Raw genomic sequence first — 19466 nt, 5'->3', positions numbered from 1 at the left:
GGCTCAGGATCCGTTCACGGCGAGGATCTCGAGGTCCGCCGCGTGTCGCAGACGGATGCGCAGCTGGCCGCGATGATTATAGACGTAGCCGCGTCCCCGTACCCGCGCATCCATGAGGCTTGTGACATCCAGATCCGGGAAAAATTGCAGGTCCTCCCGGTCGATGCGCAGGGCCACGTCGCCTTCCAGGTTGATCCAGATCGCCCGGGGGCTCTCGCCGATGCGCGTCACGCGGCCTTCCACGCGCCGGAAGCCGGTGGCGTCCCGGGGCAGTTCGGTGGCGTCGAACAGGCTATTCTGGCTCAGGGACCAGATGCCCCGCTGGGCGATGCCGGCCTCCCGTTCCGCGTCCCGGTAGCAGTCCACGTTCCAGTCGTTGGGCGGGATGGTCAGGCGGGTGCCGAGGCCCTGCTGCAGCATCAGGGCGGTGATGCTCCGGCCGTCGGGGGTGTAGAGATGGGCGAGGGTGCGCTGGTAGCGGTCGTGGCGCTGCCGGTCGTGGACGAGTAGCACCTGCTGGCCGTGCTCGGCGAGCAGCGCCTTGAGTGCCTCGTGGGCCTCCACGGCATAGGGCTCGGCCTCGCGCCGCTCGTCCCGGTGGTGGAACTCCGGCGTGTCCAGGCCGATCAGGCGGATGCGCCGCCCGTCCACCAGCCTGACGGTGTCGCCGTCATAGACGAAGTCCACCCGCGCCTTGCCATGGTCCTGGCCCGGGGGCAGGCAGCTCTCCGGCAGCTGGGCGAGGGCGGGGGCTGTCGCCAGCAGCAGCGCGGCGAACAGGGCGGCAAAAAAAAGGGCGCACCGTGCGTGCGCCCTTTGCATGGTTCGAGCGAGAACCATGAGCAGGTATTACATGCCGTAGCGGCGACGGAACTTGTCCACCTGGCCGGCGGTGTCCATGATCTTCTGCTTGCCGGTGAAGAACGGATGGCAGGCGGAACACACTTCCACGTTGAGCTCCGAACCCTGGTAGGTGGAGCGGGTCTTGAAATTGTTGCCGCAGCTGCAGGTCACGGCGACTTCGTGGTAATCGGGATGAATATCGGGCTTCATGGAAGCGTCCTCAAAACCATGTCTGGCAAGGAAAAGAGGCGCAATATACTGAATCCGGAACCCGGGGGCAAGGGGTCAGGGCTTCACAGGACCGGTGCCGGGCACTATGCTGCGCTGCCCCAGAGTCATGCCCCCAGGCACAGGAAGTCCGGGTAAGTGCTTGTCCCCCAAGCGCTTCAGGGGTTTTCCACAAAACCTGTGGATAACTTTGTGGAAGAAATGGGGTCAACCGGTCCCGGGGCTTGCCGGATCAGGGGAGCTGTTGGATCGGTTAAAAAATAGCCAATTATTTAAGTGTCTGAAATGCTTGCTTTATTAGCATTCCCTGCGCGGGGGCTGTCATCATTTTCATCAACCGGTCATCTGCCGAATTGTCTGCCCCATTGATGTGCATAAACGTCAGGATTTTGTCGAGGTCGGTGCATGAGTAAATCGTCTGAACAGGCCGCTGGCGGCGGGCGCGTGGGTTTCGTCAGCCTGGGCTGCCCCAAGGCCCTGGTGGATTCCGAGCGCATCCTCACCCAGTTGCGGGCCGAGGGCTACGGCATCTCGCCCAGCTACGAGGACGCCGACCTGGTGGTGGTCAACACCTGCGGCTTCATCGACGCGGCGGTGGAGGAGTCCCTGGAGGCCATCGGCGAGGCGCTCACCGAGAACGGCCGTGTGATCGTCACCGGCTGCCTGGGCGCCGAGGCGGACAAGGTGCGCGATGCCCACCCCGGGGTGCTGGCCGTCACCGGTCCCCACGCCTACGAGGCGGTGATGGCGGAGGTGCACCGTCACCTGCCCCCGTCCCATGCCCCCTTCGAGAGCCTGGTGCCCCTGGGCGGCGTGAAGCTCACCCCGCGCCACTACGCCTACCTGAAGATCTCCGAAGGCTGCAACCACCGCTGCAGCTTCTGCATCATCCCCCAGTTCCGGGGCGACCTGGTGAGCCGCCCGGTGGGCGAGGTGATGCAGGAGGCGGAGAACCTGGTGGCCGCGGGGGTGAAGGAACTGCTGATCGTCTCCCAGGACACCAGCGCCTACGGCGTGGACGTGAAATACCGCACCGGCTTCTGGCAGGGCCGGCCCCTGCGCACCCACATCCAGCAGCTGGCCGAGGCCCTGGGCAGCCTGGGGGTCTGGGTGCGCCTGCACTACGTCTACCCCTACCCCCATGTGGACCAGCTCATCCCGCTCATGGCCGAGGGCAAGCTGCTGCCCTATCTGGACGTGCCCCTGCAGCACGGCAGTCCCCGGGTGCTCAAGGCCATGCGTCGCCCCGCCGCCTCGGAGAAGGCCCTGGAGCGCATCCGTGCCTGGCGGGAGATCTGCCCCGACATCACCCTGCGCAGCACCTTCATCGTGGGCTTCCCCGGCGAGACCGAGGACGAGTTCGAGGAACTGCTGGCGTTCATCGAGGAGGCGCAGCTGGACCGGGTGGGCTGTTTCGCCTACTCGCCGGTGGAGGGTGCCGCCGCCAACGCCCTGCCGGACCCGGTGCCGGAGGAGGTGAAGGCCGAGCGCCTGGAGCGCTTCATGGAGGTGCAGGCGGCCATCAGCGCCGACCGGCTGCAGGCCAGGGTGGGCCGGACGCTCACGGTGCTGGTGGACGGCGAGGACGAGGACGGCGCGATCATCGCCCGCTCAAGCAGCGACGCCCCGGAGATCGACGGCGTGGTGGTGATCGAGGACGGCGAGGGGCTCGAGGCCGGACAGATCGTGGACGTGGAGATCACGGCGGCGTCAGAACACGATTTGTTCGGCAAGCGGAAAGGATAGGCGTGTGAGGCGTAGGTCGGCCTTCAGGCCGACAGTGTTGCCTCGCCAGGCCTCCGTCGTCGGCCTGAAGGCCGACCTACGCCTGCCTCCTCACGCCTCACCCCTTTCCTGCGTTTCAACGATCCGATCCAGGCGCAACACCCGCCGCTGTCCCAGCTGATTGCGGGCGATCATGAATTCCGCGTGCCGGCGGGTGCGCAGATCCGTGGGCCTGAGGGTCTCCACCCGATCCATGCCGTAGCGGTCCTTCCATCTCACCTTCAGGGTACGGCCACGCATGATGGCCAGTTCGTATTCGCTGTAGAGCTCGCAGGAGATCGGGGTGTAATCCGACGTCATCGTTCAGTCGTTCTCGCGACGGGCGTGGATGGCGATGCCACCGCCGTCCACGGTGGCGGTGATCAGGATGGGGGCGCAGCAGGTCTGGCAGTCTTCCACGTAACTGGCGGGCAGGGTGGTGAGGTCCACCTCGGTGTCGAAGCCCGCGCCGCAGTGGGGGCAGATCAGGCTGACGAACTCAAGGGGCTGCATCGCCGTCGACCAGGAACAGGGCCTGCAGGTCGTTGAGGAAACGCCGGCCCAGTTCGGTGGGTTCCAGGCGTTCGGGGTCATCGGTGAGCAGGCCCCGTGCCACGGCCTCGCCGCGCATGGGCTCCAGGGCCTCGGGGGCGAGCCCGGTGCGCTCGGTGAACAGCGCCAGGGGCACGCCCTGGTTGAGCCGCATGGCATTGAGCATGAATTCGAACACCGTCTCCTCCCGTGTGAGGGTGTGTTCGCCGCTGGCGGCCTCGCCCGAGCGGGCCGCCTCCATGTACTGCCGCGGCTGGCGGTGTTTCCAGCGCCGCAGGATGCGGCCTTCCGCCGGCAGCGAGATCTTGCCGTGGGCCCCGGCGCCGATCCCCAGGTAGTCGCCGAACTCCCAGTAGTTGAGGTTGTGGCGGCAGGGGCGGCCGGCGCGGGCGTAGGCGGAGACCTCGTACTGAGTATAGCCGGCCTCGGCCAGATGCTCCTGACCGGCCGTGTGCATGTCCCAGAGGGTGTCCTCCTCGGGCAGCACGGGGGGCTGCGCGGCGAAGCGGGTGTTGGGTTCCAGGGTGAGCTGGTACCAGGACAGGTGCTCCGGGCCCAGGGCCAGGCCCTCGGCAAGATCCTTGAGCGCGCCCGCCACGGTCTGCCCCGGCAGGCCGAACATCAGGTCGATGTTGATGTTCTCAAAGCCCGCCGAACGGGCCGCCTCGAAGGCCACCCGCGCCTCCCGGGCGCCGTGGATGCGCCCCAGCTGCCTGAGCTGGTCGTCATCGAAGCTCTGCACGCCGATGGACAGCCGGTTGACCCCCGCCTCCCGGTAGCCCCGGAACCGGCCCGCGTCCGTGGTGCCCGGGTTCGCCTCCAGGGTCACCTCCATGTCCGGCCGCCAGGGCAGGCGCGCCCGCAGTTCCGAGAACAAATGGTCCAGGGCCTCCGGCGAGAACAGGCTCGGCGTGCCGCCCCCCAGGAACACCGACTCCAGGCGCCGCCCCCAGACCCGGGGCAGCTCAGATTCCAGGTCCGCCAGCAGGGCATCCACGTAGGCCGCCTCGGGCACCGCCTCCCGGGCCTCGTGGGAGTTGAAGTCGCAGTAGGGGCACTTGCGCACGCACCAGGGGAGGTGGATGTAGAGGCTCAGGGGGGGCAGGAGCATGGGGCGGGCAGGGGAGGTCGGGAATGGAAGTGCGAAGTGTGAATGGGGAAGTGGGAAGTTGAAAGCCCTACTGACACGGCCCGCAGGTCGGCCTTCAGGCCGACGCCGCTGTCCATCGGAGCCTCGTTCGTCGGCCTGAAGGCCGACCTACGCTCGGCTTAAAGATTTTCCCTGGCTGGCCGATATCCGGTTCAGATATCCCCTGCGCAGGACCCGAATCATGCTTGCCGCCCTTGCCAATGCGCCGCTGCGCGCCACCCCGGCCATCCCCGCCCAGCCCAACGGTCCCGGTCAGCGGGCCACCCCGGCCGTCCCGGCGGTGCCGCCGGCGCGGGTGCCGGCCGAGCCGCCCGAGGCGGAGCAGGTGCGGGTGCTGGAAGAGGTCAAGGCGCGCCTGGAGAAGGACACGGACTTCCAGATCATCAAGCGTACCTTCCGCATCGGTGATGACGACAAGGCCCCGGCCGAGGCGTCGAAGCAGGCGGCAGGTGGCCTCGAGCCCGTGGGCGAGTCCGCGCCGCCGGCCCAGGGTGCGGCGGCCCGGGGTACGGTGGGCCTGGAGCTGGACATGCGTTTCGAGCGCACCACCTTCATCAGCGTGGAGGTGGAGGGCAATGCCGTCACCGGCGAGTTCCGCATCCGTTTCGAGGCCTTCCGCCAGGAGAGCTTGAGCGTCAGCCTGAACATCCAGGACCAGCCCCAGCGGGCCGACCCCCTGCTGCTGGACCTGGGCGGCGAGGGTGTGACGACCACCGGGGTGGATGAGGGCGTGGCCTTCGACATCACCGGCGATGGCCGCAAGGAGCAGGTGAGCTTCGTGTCGGGCAATTCCTGGTTCCTGGCCCTGGACCGCGATGGCAACGGGGTGATCGATGACGGGCGCGAACTGTTCGGTGACCAGCACGGTGCCGCCAACGGCTTCGACGAACTGGCCCGTTTCGACAGCAACGGCGACGGCGTCATCGACGCCCGCGACAATGTGTTCGACCGGCTGCGACTCTTCCGCATGGATGCCGACGGGACCCAGCATCTGAAGTCCCTGGAGACCGCGGGCGTGAGCGCCATTCATCTCGCCTACGTCAACACCGAGAAGGCGCTCAACGAGGACGATCTCATCGCCCAGGTAGGCCGCTTCCAGCGCACCGACGGCAGCACCGGTCAGGCGGTGGACGTGCTGTTGGGGTATCGTGCGTTGGCCTGAGTTGGCGGGGTAAAGTCAAAGGCTGTTCTCTCGCGGAGGCGCAGAGACGCGGGGAAAATCTTGTAGAAAAAATCCTGTGCTTCCGTGAGAGGATCGGATTTTTCTTTGAGCAGCCTCGTTGGAAAAAACCAGGTCTCTCGCAAAGCCGCGAAGGCGCCAAGAAAACCCATTCAATCATCTTTTCCCCGCGTCTCTGCGCCTCTGCGAGAGAAACGGTTTTGGTCTTTTTTCAGCGCCCCTGAAGCCGCTCCAGCAGGATCCGAAGCGCCTGCCCGCGATGGCTGCGGCGGTTTTTTTCCGCAGGGCTGATCTCGGCGGCGGTCAGTTCCAGTTCGGGGATCTCGAAGATGGGGTCGTAGCCGTGGCCGCCCGGGCCCCGGGCCTCGCTGGCGATGCGGCCCTCCCAGCTGCCCTCGGCGATCACCGGCGAGGGATCGTCGGCGTGGCGCAGGTAGACCATCACGCAGCGAAACCGCGCCGTGCGCTGGGAGCTCTCCACGTGTTCCAGGGCCTTGAGCAGCTTGCGGTTGTTGGCCTCGGCGTCGCCGCCGGGGCCGGCGTAGCGGGCGGAGTAGATGCCGGGGGAGCCGTTGAGGGCGTCCACCTCGATGCCCGAGTCGTCGGCAATGGCGGGCAGGCCGGTGTGGGCGGCGGCGTTGCGCGCCTTGAGAATGGCGTTCTCGACGAAGCTCAGCCCGTTCTCCTCGGCCTCGGGCACGCCGAAGTCCGACTGAGGCAGGATGGTGATGCCGGTGCCGGCGAGCAACTCCGACAACTCCCGCACCTTGCCCGCGTTACCGGTGGCCAGCACGATCTTCATGGTTGCTTACTCTGTGGGCGGATAAAGAGCACAGGATCTGACAGGATTAACATGATTCACAGGATTTAAAGGCCCTTAATATGGAGTATTTTTAATCCTGTAAATCATGTTAATCCTGTCAAACGCCTTTGCCTTTTCTCTGCGGCGTTCGGTTCAACCCTGTTCCAGCGCCGCGCGCTGGGCGGCGATGATGTCCTGGATGCCGCTCTGGGCGAGTGCCAGCATGCTGTTGAGTTCGTCCATGCGGAAGGCGTGGCCCTCGGCGGTGCCCTGCACCTCGATGAAGGCGTTGGCGTCGTTCATCACCACGTTCATGTCGGTCTCGGCGTTGGAGTCCTCGGCGTAGTCCAGGTCCAGCACCGGCACGCCCTGGTAGATGCCCACGGATACCGAGGCCACGGCGCCGAACAGGGGGTTGCGCTTGAGCTTGCCCTGTTTCATCAGGTGGGTGATGGCGTCGTGGAGGGCCACGTAGCCGCCGCTGATGGAGGCGGTGCGCGTGCCGCCATCGGCCTGCAGCACGTCGCAGTCGACGGTGATCTGGCGTTCGCCCAGGCCTTCCAGGTCCACGGCGGCGCGCAGGGAGCGGCCGATCAGGCGCTGGATCTCCTGGGTGCGCCCGCCCTGCTTGCCGCGGGCGGCCTCGCGGGCCATGCGCTCGTGGGTGGAGCGGGGCAGCATGCCGTATTCGGCGGTCACCCAGCCGCTGCCCTTGTTGCGCAGCCAGGGCGGCGTGCGGTCATCCACGCTGGCGGTGCACAGCACCCGGGTGTCACCGAACTCCACCAGCACCGAGCCTTCGGCGTGCTTGGTGAACCGGCGGGTGAAGCGGATTTCGCGCAGTTGGTCGGGCTGGCGGCCACTGGGTCGCATGGGTAACTCCTTGGGGGCGTGCGGGGGGCGGATTATAGCCTAAGTGGCAAGTGGCTAGTCTCAAGTGGCAAGGGAAACCCCTTGCGGGGTTGTCTGGGGCTTTATACTCAGCACTTGCCACTTGCCACTTGCCACTTGCCACTTGCCACTTGCCACTTGCCACTTGTCACTTGTCACTTGTCACTTGTCCGAAGGACCTCTCCATGATTCATAGCATGACCGGCTTCTCCCGCGCCGAAGCGGAAACCCCCAACGGCACCCTTGCCTGGGAGATGAAGAGCGTCAATCACCGTTACCTGGAGGTGAGCCTGCGTCTGCCGGAGGCCTTCCGTGCCCTGGAGAACGCGGTGCGCGAGCGGGTGCAGGCCCGACTGGGGCGGGGCAAGGTGGAGGTGTCCCTGCGTCACCAGGCGCCCGCCGGCGGCGAGGCGGGGCTGGAGGTGAACGAACCCCTGGCGAAAAGGCTCATCGAGGTGTGCGGTCAGGTGGAGCACTGGGTCATGAACCCGGCACGCATCACGGCCCTGGAGATCCTGCGCTGGCCGGGGGTGGTGCGCGAGCCGGCCCCGGATCTCGAGTCCCTGCACGGCGAGGCCATGACGCTGCTGGATGCCGCCCTGGACGAACTGGCCGTCACCCGGGCGCGGGAAGGGGAGCGCCTGCGCGAGACCCTGGAGACCCGCTGCAAGGCGATCTCGGAACTGGTGGCCCAGGTGCGCGAGCGCCGGCCCAGGGTGGTGGAGGCCCTGCGCGAGAAATGGCGCGCGCGCATCGCCGACCTGGGCGTGGACATGGAGCCGGGCCGGCTGGAGCAGGAGCTGGCCCTGCAGGCCCAGCGGCTGGACGTGGACGAGGAGCTGGACCGGCTGGACGGACACCTGAAAGAGGTGGCCCTGATCCTCGAGCGCGACGAGCCGGTGGGCCGGCGCCTGGATTTTCTCATGCAGGAGTTCAACCGCGAGGCCAACACCCTGGGTTCCAAGTCCAACGACATGGAGACCACCAAGGCCGCGGTGGAGCTGAAGGTGCTCATCGAGCAGATGCGCGAGCAGGTGCAGAACGTGGAGTGAGCCGTGCCCTGTTACTACTTCGACCTGCACATCAGCCGTGAGGAATACCTGCGCTACTACCAGGGCGCAGCGACGGCGGTGCGCGTCGTGGACCGCGATGGCCGCGGCGTGCGCTTCCCAGCCTCGGCGCTGCGCGGCCACGTGACGCCCACGGGCATCAGCGGCAGTTTCTGCCTGGTCACCGACGAGAACCACAAGCTCCTGCGCCTGGAGCGACTCTAGCCCTGGCCGGCCGCTGTTCGCCGTCCCCTCGCATCATCCCCCCCCGCCTCTCCAGCGCTGGTCTATAAAGACTGATCTGGATCAAGGACGGCCTGTCCCCGCAGTCCTATTTTCAGGCGTGCCACGCGCTTGAAATCTTCTCGACCGACCCCATCATCGAGAGCAACAGCGAACCACTGATGAACAACCCCGGCGCCGCCGTGGCGGCCCGGACGCATAGGAGGTCATACCATGGCAATGATGCGTTACGAACCCTGGAGTCTGCTCAACCAGCTGACCCGCGAACTGGATCGCCTGTACCCGGGCGCCGAGGCGGGCGAGTCCGCCGCCACCAGCGACTGGACCCCGGCGGTGGACATCCGCGAGGACAAGGACGCCTACGTGATCCACGCGGACATCCCCGGCGTGGACCCCAAGGACATCGAGGTGCACATGGAGAACGGCGTGCTCACCATCCGCGGCGAGCGTCGGTCCGAGACCAAGGAAGAGCGCGAGAACTACAAGCGCGTGGAGCGGGTGCGCGGCAGCTTCTACCGCCGCTTCACCCTGCCGGATACGGCGGATGCGGAGAAGATCAGCGCCAAGAGCGTCAACGGCGTGCTGGAGGTGCGTATTCCCAAGCAGGAAACCGTGCAGCCCCGGCGCATTTCCGTGGAGGGCTGATCCCGCCCGAGTCGGTTCCCGTCCCGGTGTTCGCGCCGGGGCGGAGTTCGTGTTCATGATTGCGCCGCGTTCCCACGCGGCGCAGTCGTTTGCGCTATCGTAGACGGATCATGGAATACAAAGACTATTACAAGCTGCTGGGTGTCTCCCGGACCGCGAGCCAGGACGAGATCAAGAAGACCTATCGCAAGCTGGCGCGCAAGTACCACCCGGACGTGAGCAAGGAACCCAACGCCGAGGAGCGCTTCAAGGAGATCAACGAGGCCTACGAGGTGCTGGGCGACGCGGACAAGCGCCGCGCCTACGACGACCTGGGCGCCAACTGGAAGTCGGGTCAGGACTTCCGTCCGCCGCCGGGCTGGGAGGACATCTTCTCCGGTGGTTTCCGCGGTGCGGGACCCGGTGCCGGTCGGGCCGGACCAGGGTTCGGCGGTGGCGAGGCCGGCTTTTCCGATTTCTTCGAGTCCCTGTTCGGCGGGGGTGCGCGCCGCGCCGGCGGACGTCGTCCCGGGGGTGGTTTCCAGGCCCGGGGCGCGGACCAGACCGCGCGCATCGAGATCACCCTGGAGCAGGCCGCCCATGGGGGCTCCATGCCGGTTCAGCTGGGCAATGGCCGCAAGCTCCAGGTGAAGATCCCGGCCGGCGTGACCGAGGGCCAGCGCATCCGCCTGGCGGGGCAGGGCGGTCCCGGCGCCGGAGGCGGTCCCTCGGGGGACCTGTTCCTGGAGGTGGCCATCCGACCCCATCCCTGGTTCCGGGTGGAGGGCCGCGACCTGCACCTGGACCTGCCGGTGACCCCCTGGGAGGCGGCCCTGGGCGCCACGGTCAACGTGCCCACCCTGGGCGGTCGCGTGGAGCTGAAGATCCCGCCGGGTTCCCAGTCGGGCCGGCGCCTGCGTCTGAAGGGCAAGGGCCTGGCGGGCAAGCCGCCCGGTGACCAGTACGTGACCCTGCAGATCCACACGCCGCCGGCCGGCAGCGAAGCGGCGCGCAAGTTCTACGAGCGCATGCAGAAGGAGATGCCCTTCGACCCCAGGGCGCACCTGGGGTGAGGGCATATCGGGATTCAAAATTCAAAGGGAACCTGGACGCGAATCACCTTTGAATTTTGAATCTTGAATTTTGAATTACTCTGTCTTGAACTGCCCCATGCGTTTTTCCAGTTCCCGGTACAGGCCCAGCAGTTGCTCCGCCACCCGCAGGCGCTGCGGGTTGGCATGTGTCATGGGGGCCATGGGATGATGTCAGCCGGTTTATCGCTTCGGCATGACGAGTGGCGGGCGGTTCAGGGGAGTGACATGGAGATCTTTCATACGCTGTTGTGGGTGCTGCTCTACACGGTCTCCGGGATCGGCGTGCTGATCGTGCTGGTGGGAGTGGTGGAGGCGGCCTGGCGCTTCCTGCGCCTGCGCTTCGACGGCCAGGGCGGCCACGCCCACCTGCTGCTGCAGACCGATTTCATCCGCGAGCGCCTCGGCGCGCATCTGCTGCTGGGGCTGGATTTCTTCGTCGCCGCCGACATCATCAAGTCCACCCTGGCGCCCTCCTGGGAGAACGTGGGCATCCTGGCGGCCATCGTCGCCATCCGTATCGCCCTGAGCTATTTCCTCTCCAAGGAGATGGAACAGACCCGCCGGGAGCGCAGCGAGTTGCAGAACGAAAGCGAGCGGTGAACTTCCTCCGCCGCGCGGCAGTCACAGGGGCATTCGGTGGTATCAACCGCGAGTCATCGACTGGTGAGGTCCCATGCATCCCGTGCATTCCAAGCTTCGCAATACTCTGACCGTTTTCCTCTGCCTCCTGCTGCTGGCCATGGCGCCCATGGCCTCGGCCACCCTGCCCGTGGAGGTGGATGGCGAGCCACTGCCCTCGCTCGCCCCCATGCTGGATCGCACCATCCCCGCGGTGGTGAACATCGCCACCCGCGGGCGGGTGGTGGAACGCAATCCGCTCATGGAGGACCCCTTCTTCCGGCGCTTCTTCGACCTGCCCCAGCAGCCCCGTGAGCGCCAGACCCAGGGGCTCGGCTCCGGCGTGATCCTGGACGCTGAGCAGGGCTACATCATCACCAACTTCCACGTCATCCAGCGGGCCGACGAGATCGTGGTCACCCTGCACGACGGCCGGCGTCTGGACGCCGAGGTGGTGGGCACCGACCCGGCCACGGACCTGGCGGTGCTCAGGGTGCAGGGTGACAACCTCACCGCGGTGAAGGTGGCCGATTCCGACGCCCTGCGGGTGGGGGATTTCGTGGTCGCCATCGGCAACCCCTTCGGCCTGGGCCAGACGGTGACCTCCGGGATCGTGAGCGCCCTGGGGCGCAGCGGGCTCGGCATCGAGTCCTACGAGGATTTCATCCAGACCGATGCCTCCATCAACCCGGGCAACTCCGGCGGCGCCCTGGTGAACCTGCGCGGCGAGCTGGTGGGCATCAACACCGCCATCCTCTCCGGGGGCGGCGGCAACATCGGCATCGGCTTCGCCATTCCCGTGAACATGGCCCTGCAGGTCAAGGACCACCTGGTGGCGCATGGCGAGGTGCGCCGCGGCCGCCTGGGGGTGACGGTGCAGGATCTGACCCCGGAGCTGGCCCAGGCCTTCGGCATCTCCCAGACCCAGGGCGCGGTGATCGCCCAGGTGGAGCCCGGCTCCGCCGCCGAGCGTGCCGGGCTCAAGGAGGGCGACGTGGTGCTGCGGGTCAACGAGCGCCGGGTGCGCAATGCCACGGAACTGCGCAACGCCATCGGCCTGCTGCGGGTGGGCAGCGAGGTGCAGCTGGACGTGGTGCGCGACAACCGCCGCCGCACCCTCACCGCCGTGGTGGCGGAGATCCGCGCCGCCACCACCGAGGGCGCCCAGTTCAACCGTCGCCTGGAGGGTGCGAGTTTCAGCGAGATCACCGAGGCCTCGCCCCTGCACGGCCGCGTGCAGGGGGTCCTGGTGACCGGCGTGCAAAGCGGCAGTCCCGCCGCGCGCGCGGGGATTCGGGAGGGGGACGTGATCCTGTCGGTGAACCGTCAGCCGGTGAGCAACCTGGAGGAGATGCGCCGCGCCGCGGGCAGCAATGGCCAGCGCTTGCTGCTGAACATCCGGCGGGACGAAGGGGCGTTCTTTCTGATACTGCAATGAGGGAAGTCGGAAGTGTGAATTGGGAAGTCGGAATTGAAAGACCCTTAACCCGAATGTTTCATGAATTGCGCACGCCCTCGCTTGTCTCTTGTCCGCACAGGGGATTTTCCTCAGTCGGCCGTATAGCCCGATACGGCGCTCCCTCGGAAAATCCCCTGTGCGGCCAATATCCTGCGCGATCATCGCGCGAATTCATGAAACATTCGGGTTAACTTCGCACTTCCCAATTCCAACTTCTCACTTGATTGTTACCCTTCCGTGTTCTTCTCCACCCAGCGCACCTGCCCGTCCTTGAGGGTCTCGCGCTTCCAGAACGGGGCGCGGTGCTTGAGCTCTTCCATCAGGTAACGGCAGGCCTCGAAGGCGGCCTTGCGGTGGGCGGACCAGACGGCGGTGAGCACGATGGGCTCGCCCGGCTCGATGGGGCCGACCCGGTGGGCGATCAGGCAGTCGTCCAGGGGCCAGCGGCTGCGGGCCTCGGCGACGATGCCTTCCAGGTGTTTCTCGGTCATGCCCGGATAGTGCTCCAGGGTCATGCCGCGCACGTCGTCGCCCTCGTTGAAATCCCGCATGGTGCCCACGAACACGGCGGTGGCGCCGAAGCTGCCGGCGGGCAGCTGGGCCTGGTGGGCCGCCAGGCGGGCCCAGGGGTCGAAGGGTTCGGGGTGCAGCGAGACGCCCATCTCAGCCGCCCGTGACCGGTGGGAAGAAGGCCACCTCGTCGCCGTCGCGCACCGGGTGGTCCGCATCGGCGTATTCCTGGTTGATGGCGATCAGCACCCGGTCGGGCATGGCTTGCTCGGGCACGGCCCGGGCCCAGACGCCACCGGCGGTGTCGTTGCCGTCGGTCTCCAGTTGATCCTCGGCGCGGCCGACGCGCTCGCGCAGGCTGGCAAAGTAACGCACGGTGATGGACATGGTTTAGGCTTACACTCTCGAAAGCTTGAATAACCAACCGGAAGTATACCCGCTATGAGCACGCTGACCCACTTCAACGCCAAGGGCGAGGCCCACATGGTGGACGTGGGCGACAAGTCCGTCACCCACCGGGTGGCCGTCGCCGAGGGCCACATCACCATGGAGCCGGAGACCCTGGCCCTGATCCGTTCCGGGACCCACAAGAAGGGGGACGTGCTGGGTATCGCCCGGGTGGCCGGCATCATGGCCTCCAAGAAGACCTCCGAGCTGGTGCCCCTGTGCCACCCCATCTCCCTGACCCACGTGGAGGTGGAGCTCTCCACGGCGGATTCGCCCCCCTCGGTGCACTGTCGCGTCACCGCCGAGACCCGCGGCCAGACCGGCGTGGAGATGGAGGCGCTGACCGCCGTGCAGGTGGCCCTGCTGACGGTCTACGACATGTGCAAGGCGGTGGACCGGTTCATGACCATGGGCGGCGTGCGCCTGGTGCACAAGTCCGGCGGCAAGTCGGGTACGTGGGATTTGAAAGGCAGTGGCTAGTGGCGAGTCTCAAGTGGCAAGGGAGACCACCCTCCCTTCGGGCCAGCCTGGCGGCTGTTCAAATCCGCTCCCGGCGGATTTGTCCCTGAGGGAGAGGGGGTTAAACTTTTTGATCTTCCTTGCCACTTGAGACTTGCCACTAGCCACTGTTTTACCGGTGCATCAGCTTGATGGACGTGGCCAGCTGATGGACCCGGCGCTTGATCTCGTCCCGGGTGCGCAGGTAAGGCTTGCTGTCCTCGCTGCCGGTGGCCTGGCGCGCGGGGCTGTCGATGGGCCAGTTCTTGTGCACGAAGCTGTCCCGTTCCGGCAGGCGGATACGCTGGGCATCGGCGCACAGGGTCACCACCAGGTCAGCCCATTCCAGCAGATCCTCGTCCAGGCGCCGTGAGTCCAGCCCCTCGGCCTTCAGGCCTTCCTGCTTGAGTGCATCCCGGGTGCGCGGGTCGATGGCGGTGACCTCCATGCCCGCGGCACGCACCTCCACCAGGTCGCCGAGCATCTGGGCGCCGTAGGCCGCCGCCATGGGCGTACGCGCCGAGGTGGCCTGGCTGACGAACAGGATGTGGGGCTTGCGTCTCAGGTTGGCTTTGCCGGTGGCCATGGGGCAGGGTCTCGTCGATGCGCTGGGTGTCAGGCCATTGTATACACGAGGCGCGAGCTCATGACAGGTTGTCGTCTCTGCAAGCCGTCTCAGCGCGCGTTACACTGAATGGCACAATCGTTCATCCATTGGTTCGCTGGAGTCATCTGACCATGAAATGGTTAAAGCGCGTCCTGATCGCCCTGGTCCTGCTGGTGGTGCTGGCCGGTGTGCTGGCCGTCTACCTGATCGCCACCTTCGACCCCAACGCCTACAAGGACCGCATCAGCGCGGTGGTCAAGGAGCAGACTGGCCGGGATCTGGTCATCGAGGGCGAGATCGGTCTGTCCCTGTTCCCCTGGCTGGGGCTGTCCCTGGGCGAGACCTGGCTGTCCAACGCGGAGGGCTTCGCCGACGAACCCTTCGCGCGCATCGGCGAGGTGGAACTGTCCGTGGCCCTGATGCCCCTGCTGCGCCGGGAATTGCAGGTGCAACGCATTCGCCTGGTGGGTCTGAACCTGAACCTCGAGCGCGACGCCCAGGGCCGCAGCAACTGGGACGACCTGGTGGCCGAGGCGGAAGCAGACGGCCGCGAGGACCGTGAGCGTCACGAGGGTGCGGGCGAAGGCCCCGGCCTCAAGGACCTGGACATCGGCGGCGTGGAGATCCTGGACGCCCGGGTCTCCTGGCGGGATGCCCAGGCGGGCACCGCCCTGCGCGTGGACCCCCTGAACCTTGAGCTGGGCCGCATCCGCCTGGGCGTCGAGACCCCCCTCTCGCTGTCCCTGACCCTGATCCAGGAGGATCCCGCCCTGCGCGCCTCGGTGGATCTCAATGCCCTGGTGAACGTGGACCTGGACGCCCAGCGCTACGCCCTGCGCCGACTGGTGGCCAGGCTCCAGGCCGAGGGCGAGGCCCTGCCCCGGGCCATGGAGGTGAAGCTCGAGGCGGACGCGGCCGTAAACCTGGCCGAGGACGTGGCGAGCCTGGAACGCCTGACCCTGGAGAGCCTGGGGGTGCAGCTGGTCGGCCTGGTGCGGGTGAACAACCTCACCGGCGAGAAGCCCGTGGCGACCGGCGAGCTGCGTTCCAACACCTTCAGCGTCCGCGAACTGCTCACCCAGCTCGGCGAGGCCGCGCCCGAGACCGCCGATCCCGAGGTGCTCAAGAAGGTCGCCGTGGACCTGGCCTTCGAGGCCAATGCCGAGGCAGCCAGCCTGTCCCAGTTGCTGATTCAGCTGGATGACACACGCCTGCGCGGCAGCGCCCGGGTGAGCAACTTCGAGCGCCCGGCCATCCGTGCCGAGCTGGACGTGGACCGCATCAATCTGGACCGCTACCTGCCCCCGCCGGCCGAGGAGGCTGCTGCGCCCCGCCCGGATGCCCCGGCCCGGGAGGGCTGGCCCGATGATCCCATCGACCTGCCCGTCGAGATGCTGCGCAACCTGAACCTCAATGCGCAGCTGACCATCGGAGAGATGATCATCAACCGCCTGAACCTGGCGCGCATCTCCCTGACCCTCACCGCCCGGGACGGCCTGGTGGAGGTCAAGCCGCTCACCGCCAACCTCTACAACGGTTCCGTGGAGGCGCTCATGAGCCTGGACGTGCGTGGCGACACGCCCCGCTACAGCTTCGAGCCCAGGCTCCAGGGGGTGCAGATCGGCCCGCTGCTGGATGACCTGACCGAGGGCGAGGGCAAGCTGGCCGGCACCACCCAGCTCAACGCGCGCATCACCACCCGGGGCAACAGCGTCAAGCAGATGGTCTCCGCCCTGAACGGGGACGGGCGTTTCGAGTTTGCCAATGGCGCGGTCAAGGGCATCAACATCGCCCAGATCATCCGCGACGCCGAGGCCCGATTTCGGGGCCGAACCGTGGAGCGCAGCGACGAACCCAACCAGACCGACTTCTCCGAGCTGCGCGGCAGCTTCACCATCGCCAACGGCGTGGTCACCAACAACGATCTGGCGGCATCCTCGCCCCTGCTGAGGGTGCGCGGCCAGGGCACCGCGGACCTGCCCCGGGAACAGCTGGACTACCGGGTGGACACCACCCTGGTGGCCACCCTGGAAGGCCAGGGCGGTCGCAGCCTGGATGAGCTGCGCGGCGTGAACCTGCCCATTCGCATCCGCGGTTCCTTCAGCGATCCGTCCTTCAGCCTGGATCTCAGGCCGATCCTGGAAGGCCGGGTGCGGGAAGAGGCGGAGCGCCGTATCGAGGAGCAGGTGACGCCGCGTATCGAGGAACGACGCGAGGATATCGAACAGCAGCTGCGCGACCGCCTGCCCCGGCTGCCTGGCCTGCGATGACAGACCACCCGGGCGCTGTGCGATCACATCGCCGTGAAGGAACCACCCATGTGGCCGGTGCACCCGCACCGGCCACATGCGTTCAGCCGAGCAGGGCCTCCACCTGGGCCCAGTACTTGTCGCCCCGTGCCTTGCCGACCATGCCGGTGACCATGTTGCGGCAGGTCTCGCACAGGGCGCGCAGTTCCGCGCGGCTCTTGCAGGCCTCGACCTTCATGGCCATGTCGGTGGCCATGGGACCGAGGCTGTCGAGCAGCAGGTGACTGAGTTCGAGCCGCAGCGCGCTGACGTCCTCTTCGCGGCCCACCGGGTCGTTGGCCCCGTCGCCGAATTCCGACACGTCGTGTACCGCGGTACCACGGCTGAGGGTGATCAGGCCCATGTGTTCCAGGGCGATGATGTGACCCACGGCGTTCTCCTGCTCGAAACGATCGACCAGGCTGGCGACGTCGGTTTGGCCATCGACCATGATGAGCAGCTGGCGAAGCTTGGGAGGAAGTTTGAGGGCCCGGGTGTCGATTTCCTCGAGGCCCTTGGGGGTCTTGCTGTAGATGCCGGTCTTGTCCATGACGGCTTACCTCGTTGCTGATGATGATGCTGCGATTTCACGGTACTCCCGGTGTTTCCCCCGGAGCAATCCAGACCGGCCCCGTTCGCCGATCGTACGAGACCCTTCGTCGGTCGCGCCGATGGCTGGTGCTTTGTTTTGTGATGGCGCTCACGCTGTGCGCGTCGGCCATCGCGGCTGCGACACCTGCTGCTACCGGCCAGCCGGTGCAGGTGCGCTTCGACGGTGCGCGCATGGATATCCACCTGGATGTGCTGCTGGCCGCCCCGGAGTCGGGGGTCATCGCGGCCATCCACGACTACGAGCGGCTGGGCCTGATCTTCCCCCTGGTGATCGACAGCGGCATCGAGCAGGACTTCGGCGATGGCGTGCAGCGGGTGCGTGCCCACATGGAGGGCTGTGTGTTGTTCTTCTGCCGCCGCCTGGAGCATGTCCTGGACGTGCGACGGGCACCCGGTCGTGGCGCCTGGAGCAGTGCCCAGAGCGTGCCCGCCCAGAGCGACGTGCGCGCCGGGCATTTCTCCTGGCGCACCGAGGCGGTCTCGCAACGCCAGACGCGCCTGGTGTTCTCCGGCTGGGTGGAACCCGACGTGTGGATACCGCCCCTGATCGGTCCGCCTATGGTGCGCCGCTCCGTGGAGCGGCAATTCCGTGAATCCATGCCGCGCCTGGAGCGCGTCGCCTGGGCCCACCGGGGCCGCTGAGACGACTGCCAACGCCCTCATGTCCGCATCCGATTTCAGCCAACGCCTGCTCGCCTGGTTCGATCGCCATGGCCGCCACGACCTGCCCTGGCAACAGGACATCAACCCCTACCGGGTCTGGGTCTCGGAGATCATGCTGCAGCAGACCCAGGTGGGCACCGTGATCCCCTATTACCAGCGCTTCATGGCGCGCTTCCCGGACGTGGCGAGCCTCGCCGACGCGCCCCTGGACCAGGTGCTGCATCACTGGTCCGGGCTCGGCTACTACGCCCGGGCCCGCAACCTGCACAAGGCCGCCCAGGTGGTCCGCGATCAGCACGGCGGGCGTTTCCCCGAAGACATCGAGGCCCTACAGTCCCTGCCGGGCATCGGCCGCTCCACTGCCGGGGCCATCCTTGCGCTCGCCTGCGGGCAGCGCCAGCCCATCCTGGACGGCAACGTCAAGCGGGTACTGGCCCGGCACCGGGCCGTGGAGGGCTGGAGCGGCGAGACGGTGGTGCTGCGCGATCTGTGGTGCCTGGCCGAGGCCCACACCCCCGCTGAACGGGTGGCCGAGTACACCCAGGCCATCATGGACCTGGGCGCCACGGTCTGTACCCGCAGCCGCCCCGCCTGCGGCCGCTGTCCTGTCGCGGAAGACTGCCGTGCGCGTCTCGAGGGCCGCACCGGCGAGCTGCCCGCGCCGCGCCCGAAGCGTGTCCAGCCCCTGCGCGAGACCTGCATGCTCATGGTCACCACGCCGGAAGGGGTGCTGCTGGAACAGCGCCCGGCGCGGGGGCTGTGGGGTGGACTCTGGGGCTTCCCCGAGGTGGATGACGAGGCATCGGCCCTGGCCTGGTGCCGCGCGTCCCTGGGCCTGGAGCCGCAACGGCTGGAGGCCTGGAATCCCTTCATCCACACCTTCACCCACTTCCGCCTGCGCATCACCCCGCTGCGGGTCTCGTTGCAAGACCCTGCCGGCTGTGTGATGGAAGCGCCCGGGCGGGTCTGGTATAACACCCGGACCTCATCAGGCCTCGGGCTCGCAGCCCCGGTGGCCCAACTGCTTGAAAAACTGGATCTCTAAAAGGAAAGACACATGGCTCGCATGGTGAACTGCGTACTGCTGGGTAAAGAGGCCGAAGGCCTGGACTTCCCCCCCTACCCCGGGGAACTGGGCAAGAAGATCTACGAAGGGGTCTCCAAGGAGGCCTGGCAGAAGTGGGTCAAGCACCAGACCATGCTGATCAACGAATACCGCCTCACCCCCGTGGACCCCAAGGCCCGCAAGTTCCTGGAAGAGGAAATGGACAAGTTCTTCTTCAGCGGCGGCTCCACCAAGCCCGAGGGTTATGTAGCCCCCAGCAAATGAACAGTGGCAAGTGG

The 19466-nt window shown here is 67.0% G+C and carries 24 protein-coding genes; 13 read left to right on the top strand and 11 right to left on the bottom strand.

Features of this window, described 5'->3' with window-relative positions; genetic code table 11:
- Positions 1-3: 3 nt before the first annotated feature.
- Both TGR7_RS14890 and rpmE read right to left on the bottom strand, forming a co-directional pair.
- On the bottom strand, positions 4-822 hold the full coding sequence (locus tag TGR7_RS14890; RefSeq protein WP_012639503.1) for a thermonuclease family protein: 819 nt from the start codon (positions 820-822) through the stop codon (positions 4-6).
- A gap of 27 nt (positions 823-849) precedes the next feature.
- Positions 850-1053: a 50S ribosomal protein L31 gene (gene rpmE, locus TGR7_RS14885; RefSeq protein ID WP_012639502.1), complete on the bottom strand. Its 204-nt coding sequence runs from the start codon at positions 1051-1053 to the stop codon at positions 850-852.
- A gap of 423 nt (positions 1054-1476) precedes the next feature.
- On the opposite strand from rpmE, the gene rimO reads away from it, so the two are divergent.
- Positions 1477-2817: a 30S ribosomal protein S12 methylthiotransferase RimO gene (gene rimO / locus TGR7_RS14880; RefSeq protein ID WP_012639501.1), complete on the top strand. Its 1341-nt coding sequence runs from the start codon at positions 1477-1479 to the stop codon at positions 2815-2817.
- A gap of 90 nt (positions 2818-2907) precedes the next feature.
- Here the strand turns inward: rimO and TGR7_RS14875 are convergent, their stop codons facing one another.
- The 3 genes from TGR7_RS14875 to hemW are packed head-to-tail and all read right to left on the bottom strand — an operon-like array spanning position 2908 to position 4498.
- On the bottom strand, positions 2908-3156 hold the full coding sequence (locus TGR7_RS14875) for a transcriptional antiterminator, Rof (protein WP_012639500.1): 249 nt from the start codon (positions 3154-3156) through the stop codon (positions 2908-2910).
- 3 nt (positions 3157-3159) lie between these two features.
- A complete protein-coding gene (locus TGR7_RS14870; RefSeq protein ID WP_012639499.1) occupies positions 3160-3348 on the bottom strand; it encodes a CPXCG motif-containing cysteine-rich protein in 189 nt (62 codons plus the stop codon).
- Positions 3335-4498 (bottom strand): radical SAM family heme chaperone HemW, encoded by a 1164-nt coding sequence (gene hemW / locus TGR7_RS14865; protein WP_012639498.1) that lies wholly within the window; start codon positions 4496-4498, stop codon positions 3335-3337. Before hemW ends, TGR7_RS14870 begins: the two co-directional genes overlap by 14 nt.
- 220 nt (positions 4499-4718) lie before the next feature.
- Between hemW and TGR7_RS14860 the strand changes: the two genes are divergently transcribed.
- Complete coding sequence (locus TGR7_RS14860; protein WP_012639497.1) at positions 4719-5699, top strand: hypothetical protein; 981 nt, start codon at positions 4719-4721, stop codon at positions 5697-5699.
- Between the two features lie 229 nt (positions 5700-5928).
- Here the strand turns inward: TGR7_RS14860 and rdgB are convergent, their stop codons facing one another.
- Both rdgB and rph read right to left on the bottom strand, forming a co-directional pair.
- Positions 5929-6519 carry an RdgB/HAM1 family non-canonical purine NTP pyrophosphatase gene (rdgB, locus tag TGR7_RS14855; protein ID WP_012639496.1) on the bottom strand — a complete coding sequence of 197 codons (591 nt, stop codon included), beginning with the start codon at positions 6517-6519 and terminating at the stop codon, positions 5929-5931.
- 153 nt (positions 6520-6672) lie between these two features.
- Positions 6673-7392, bottom strand: coding sequence for a ribonuclease PH (gene rph / locus TGR7_RS14850; RefSeq protein WP_012639495.1), 720 nt, complete (start codon positions 7390-7392; stop codon positions 6673-6675).
- A gap of 203 nt (positions 7393-7595) precedes the next feature.
- Here rph and TGR7_RS14845 point away from each other — a divergent pair, with 203 nt between their 5' ends.
- The 6 genes from TGR7_RS14845 to TGR7_RS14820 all read left to right on the top strand — a co-directional run bounded on the left by TGR7_RS14845 (position 7596) and on the right by TGR7_RS14820 (position 12476).
- Positions 7596-8462: a YicC/YloC family endoribonuclease gene (locus TGR7_RS14845; RefSeq protein WP_012639494.1), complete on the top strand. Its 867-nt coding sequence runs from the start codon at positions 7596-7598 to the stop codon at positions 8460-8462.
- Between the two features lie 3 nt (positions 8463-8465).
- Positions 8466-8684 (top strand): DUF2835 domain-containing protein, encoded by a 219-nt coding sequence (locus TGR7_RS14840; RefSeq protein WP_012639493.1) that lies wholly within the window; start codon positions 8466-8468, stop codon positions 8682-8684.
- A 231-nt stretch (positions 8685-8915) separates the two neighbouring features.
- Positions 8916-9347, top strand: coding sequence for an Hsp20/alpha crystallin family protein (locus TGR7_RS14835; protein ID WP_012639492.1), 432 nt, complete (start codon positions 8916-8918; stop codon positions 9345-9347).
- 110 nt (positions 9348-9457) lie between these two features.
- Positions 9458-10399 carry a DnaJ C-terminal domain-containing protein gene (locus TGR7_RS14830; RefSeq protein ID WP_012639491.1) on the top strand — a complete coding sequence of 314 codons (942 nt, stop codon included), beginning with the start codon at positions 9458-9460 and terminating at the stop codon, positions 10397-10399.
- 246 nt (positions 10400-10645) lie between these two features.
- Positions 10646-11020 carry a DUF1622 domain-containing protein gene (locus TGR7_RS14825; protein ID WP_012639489.1) on the top strand — a complete coding sequence of 125 codons (375 nt, stop codon included), beginning with the start codon at positions 10646-10648 and terminating at the stop codon, positions 11018-11020.
- A gap of 73 nt (positions 11021-11093) precedes the next feature.
- The gene (locus TGR7_RS14820) at positions 11094-12476 is read left to right on the top strand and encodes a DegQ family serine endoprotease (RefSeq protein ID WP_012639488.1); all 1383 of its coding nucleotides are present in this window, start codon (positions 11094-11096) and stop codon (positions 12474-12476) included.
- A gap of 248 nt (positions 12477-12724) precedes the next feature.
- Here TGR7_RS14820 and TGR7_RS14815 read toward each other — a convergent pair whose 3' ends face one another.
- Together TGR7_RS14815 and moaD are read right to left on the bottom strand one after the other, a co-directional pair.
- Positions 12725-13159 carry a molybdenum cofactor biosynthesis protein MoaE gene (locus TGR7_RS14815; protein WP_012639487.1) on the bottom strand — a complete coding sequence of 145 codons (435 nt, stop codon included), beginning with the start codon at positions 13157-13159 and terminating at the stop codon, positions 12725-12727.
- Position 13160: 1 nt separating this feature from the next.
- A complete protein-coding gene (gene moaD, locus TGR7_RS14810) occupies positions 13161-13394 on the bottom strand; it encodes a molybdopterin converting factor subunit 1 (protein WP_012639486.1) in 234 nt (77 codons plus the stop codon).
- 54 nt (positions 13395-13448) lie between these two features.
- Here moaD and moaC point away from each other — a divergent pair, with 54 nt between their 5' ends.
- Complete coding sequence (gene moaC, locus TGR7_RS14805) at positions 13449-13934, top strand: cyclic pyranopterin monophosphate synthase MoaC (RefSeq protein ID WP_012639485.1); 486 nt, start codon at positions 13449-13451, stop codon at positions 13932-13934.
- 151 nt (positions 13935-14085) lie between these two features.
- Here moaC and TGR7_RS14800 read toward each other — a convergent pair whose 3' ends face one another.
- Positions 14086-14538, bottom strand: coding sequence for an arsenate-mycothiol transferase ArsC (locus TGR7_RS14800; protein WP_012639484.1), 453 nt, complete (start codon positions 14536-14538; stop codon positions 14086-14088).
- A gap of 152 nt (positions 14539-14690) precedes the next feature.
- On the opposite strand from TGR7_RS14800, the gene TGR7_RS14795 reads away from it, so the two are divergent.
- Positions 14691-16829 carry an AsmA family protein gene (locus tag TGR7_RS14795; RefSeq protein WP_012639483.1) on the top strand — a complete coding sequence of 713 codons (2139 nt, stop codon included), beginning with the start codon at positions 14691-14693 and terminating at the stop codon, positions 16827-16829.
- An 82-nt stretch (positions 16830-16911) separates the two neighbouring features.
- Here the strand turns inward: TGR7_RS14795 and TGR7_RS14790 are convergent, their stop codons facing one another.
- Positions 16912-17397 carry a hypothetical protein gene (locus TGR7_RS14790; protein WP_012639482.1) on the bottom strand — a complete coding sequence of 162 codons (486 nt, stop codon included), beginning with the start codon at positions 17395-17397 and terminating at the stop codon, positions 16912-16914.
- A 143-nt stretch (positions 17398-17540) separates the two neighbouring features.
- On the opposite strand from TGR7_RS14790, the gene TGR7_RS14785 reads away from it, so the two are divergent.
- The 3 genes from TGR7_RS14785 to TGR7_RS14775 are packed head-to-tail and all read left to right on the top strand — an operon-like array spanning position 17541 to position 19452.
- Positions 17541-18101 carry an SRPBCC family protein gene (locus tag TGR7_RS14785; RefSeq protein ID WP_012639481.1) on the top strand — a complete coding sequence of 187 codons (561 nt, stop codon included), beginning with the start codon at positions 17541-17543 and terminating at the stop codon, positions 18099-18101.
- Between the two features lie 19 nt (positions 18102-18120).
- Entirely contained in the window at positions 18121-19167 is a 1047-nt protein-coding gene (gene mutY, locus TGR7_RS14780) for an A/G-specific adenine glycosylase (RefSeq protein ID WP_012639480.1), read from the top strand.
- Between the two features lie 12 nt (positions 19168-19179).
- Positions 19180-19452, top strand: coding sequence for an oxidative damage protection protein (locus TGR7_RS14775; protein ID WP_012639479.1), 273 nt, complete (start codon positions 19180-19182; stop codon positions 19450-19452).
- The last annotated feature ends 14 nt before the right edge of the window (positions 19453-19466 follow it).

The sequence above is a fragment of the Thioalkalivibrio sulfidiphilus HL-EbGr7 genome, assembly GCF_000021985.1.
GTDB lineage: Bacteria > Pseudomonadota > Gammaproteobacteria > Ectothiorhodospirales > Ectothiorhodospiraceae > Thioalkalivibrio_A > Thioalkalivibrio_A sulfidiphilus.
This window is presented reverse-complemented; position numbering and strand designations above follow the sequence as displayed.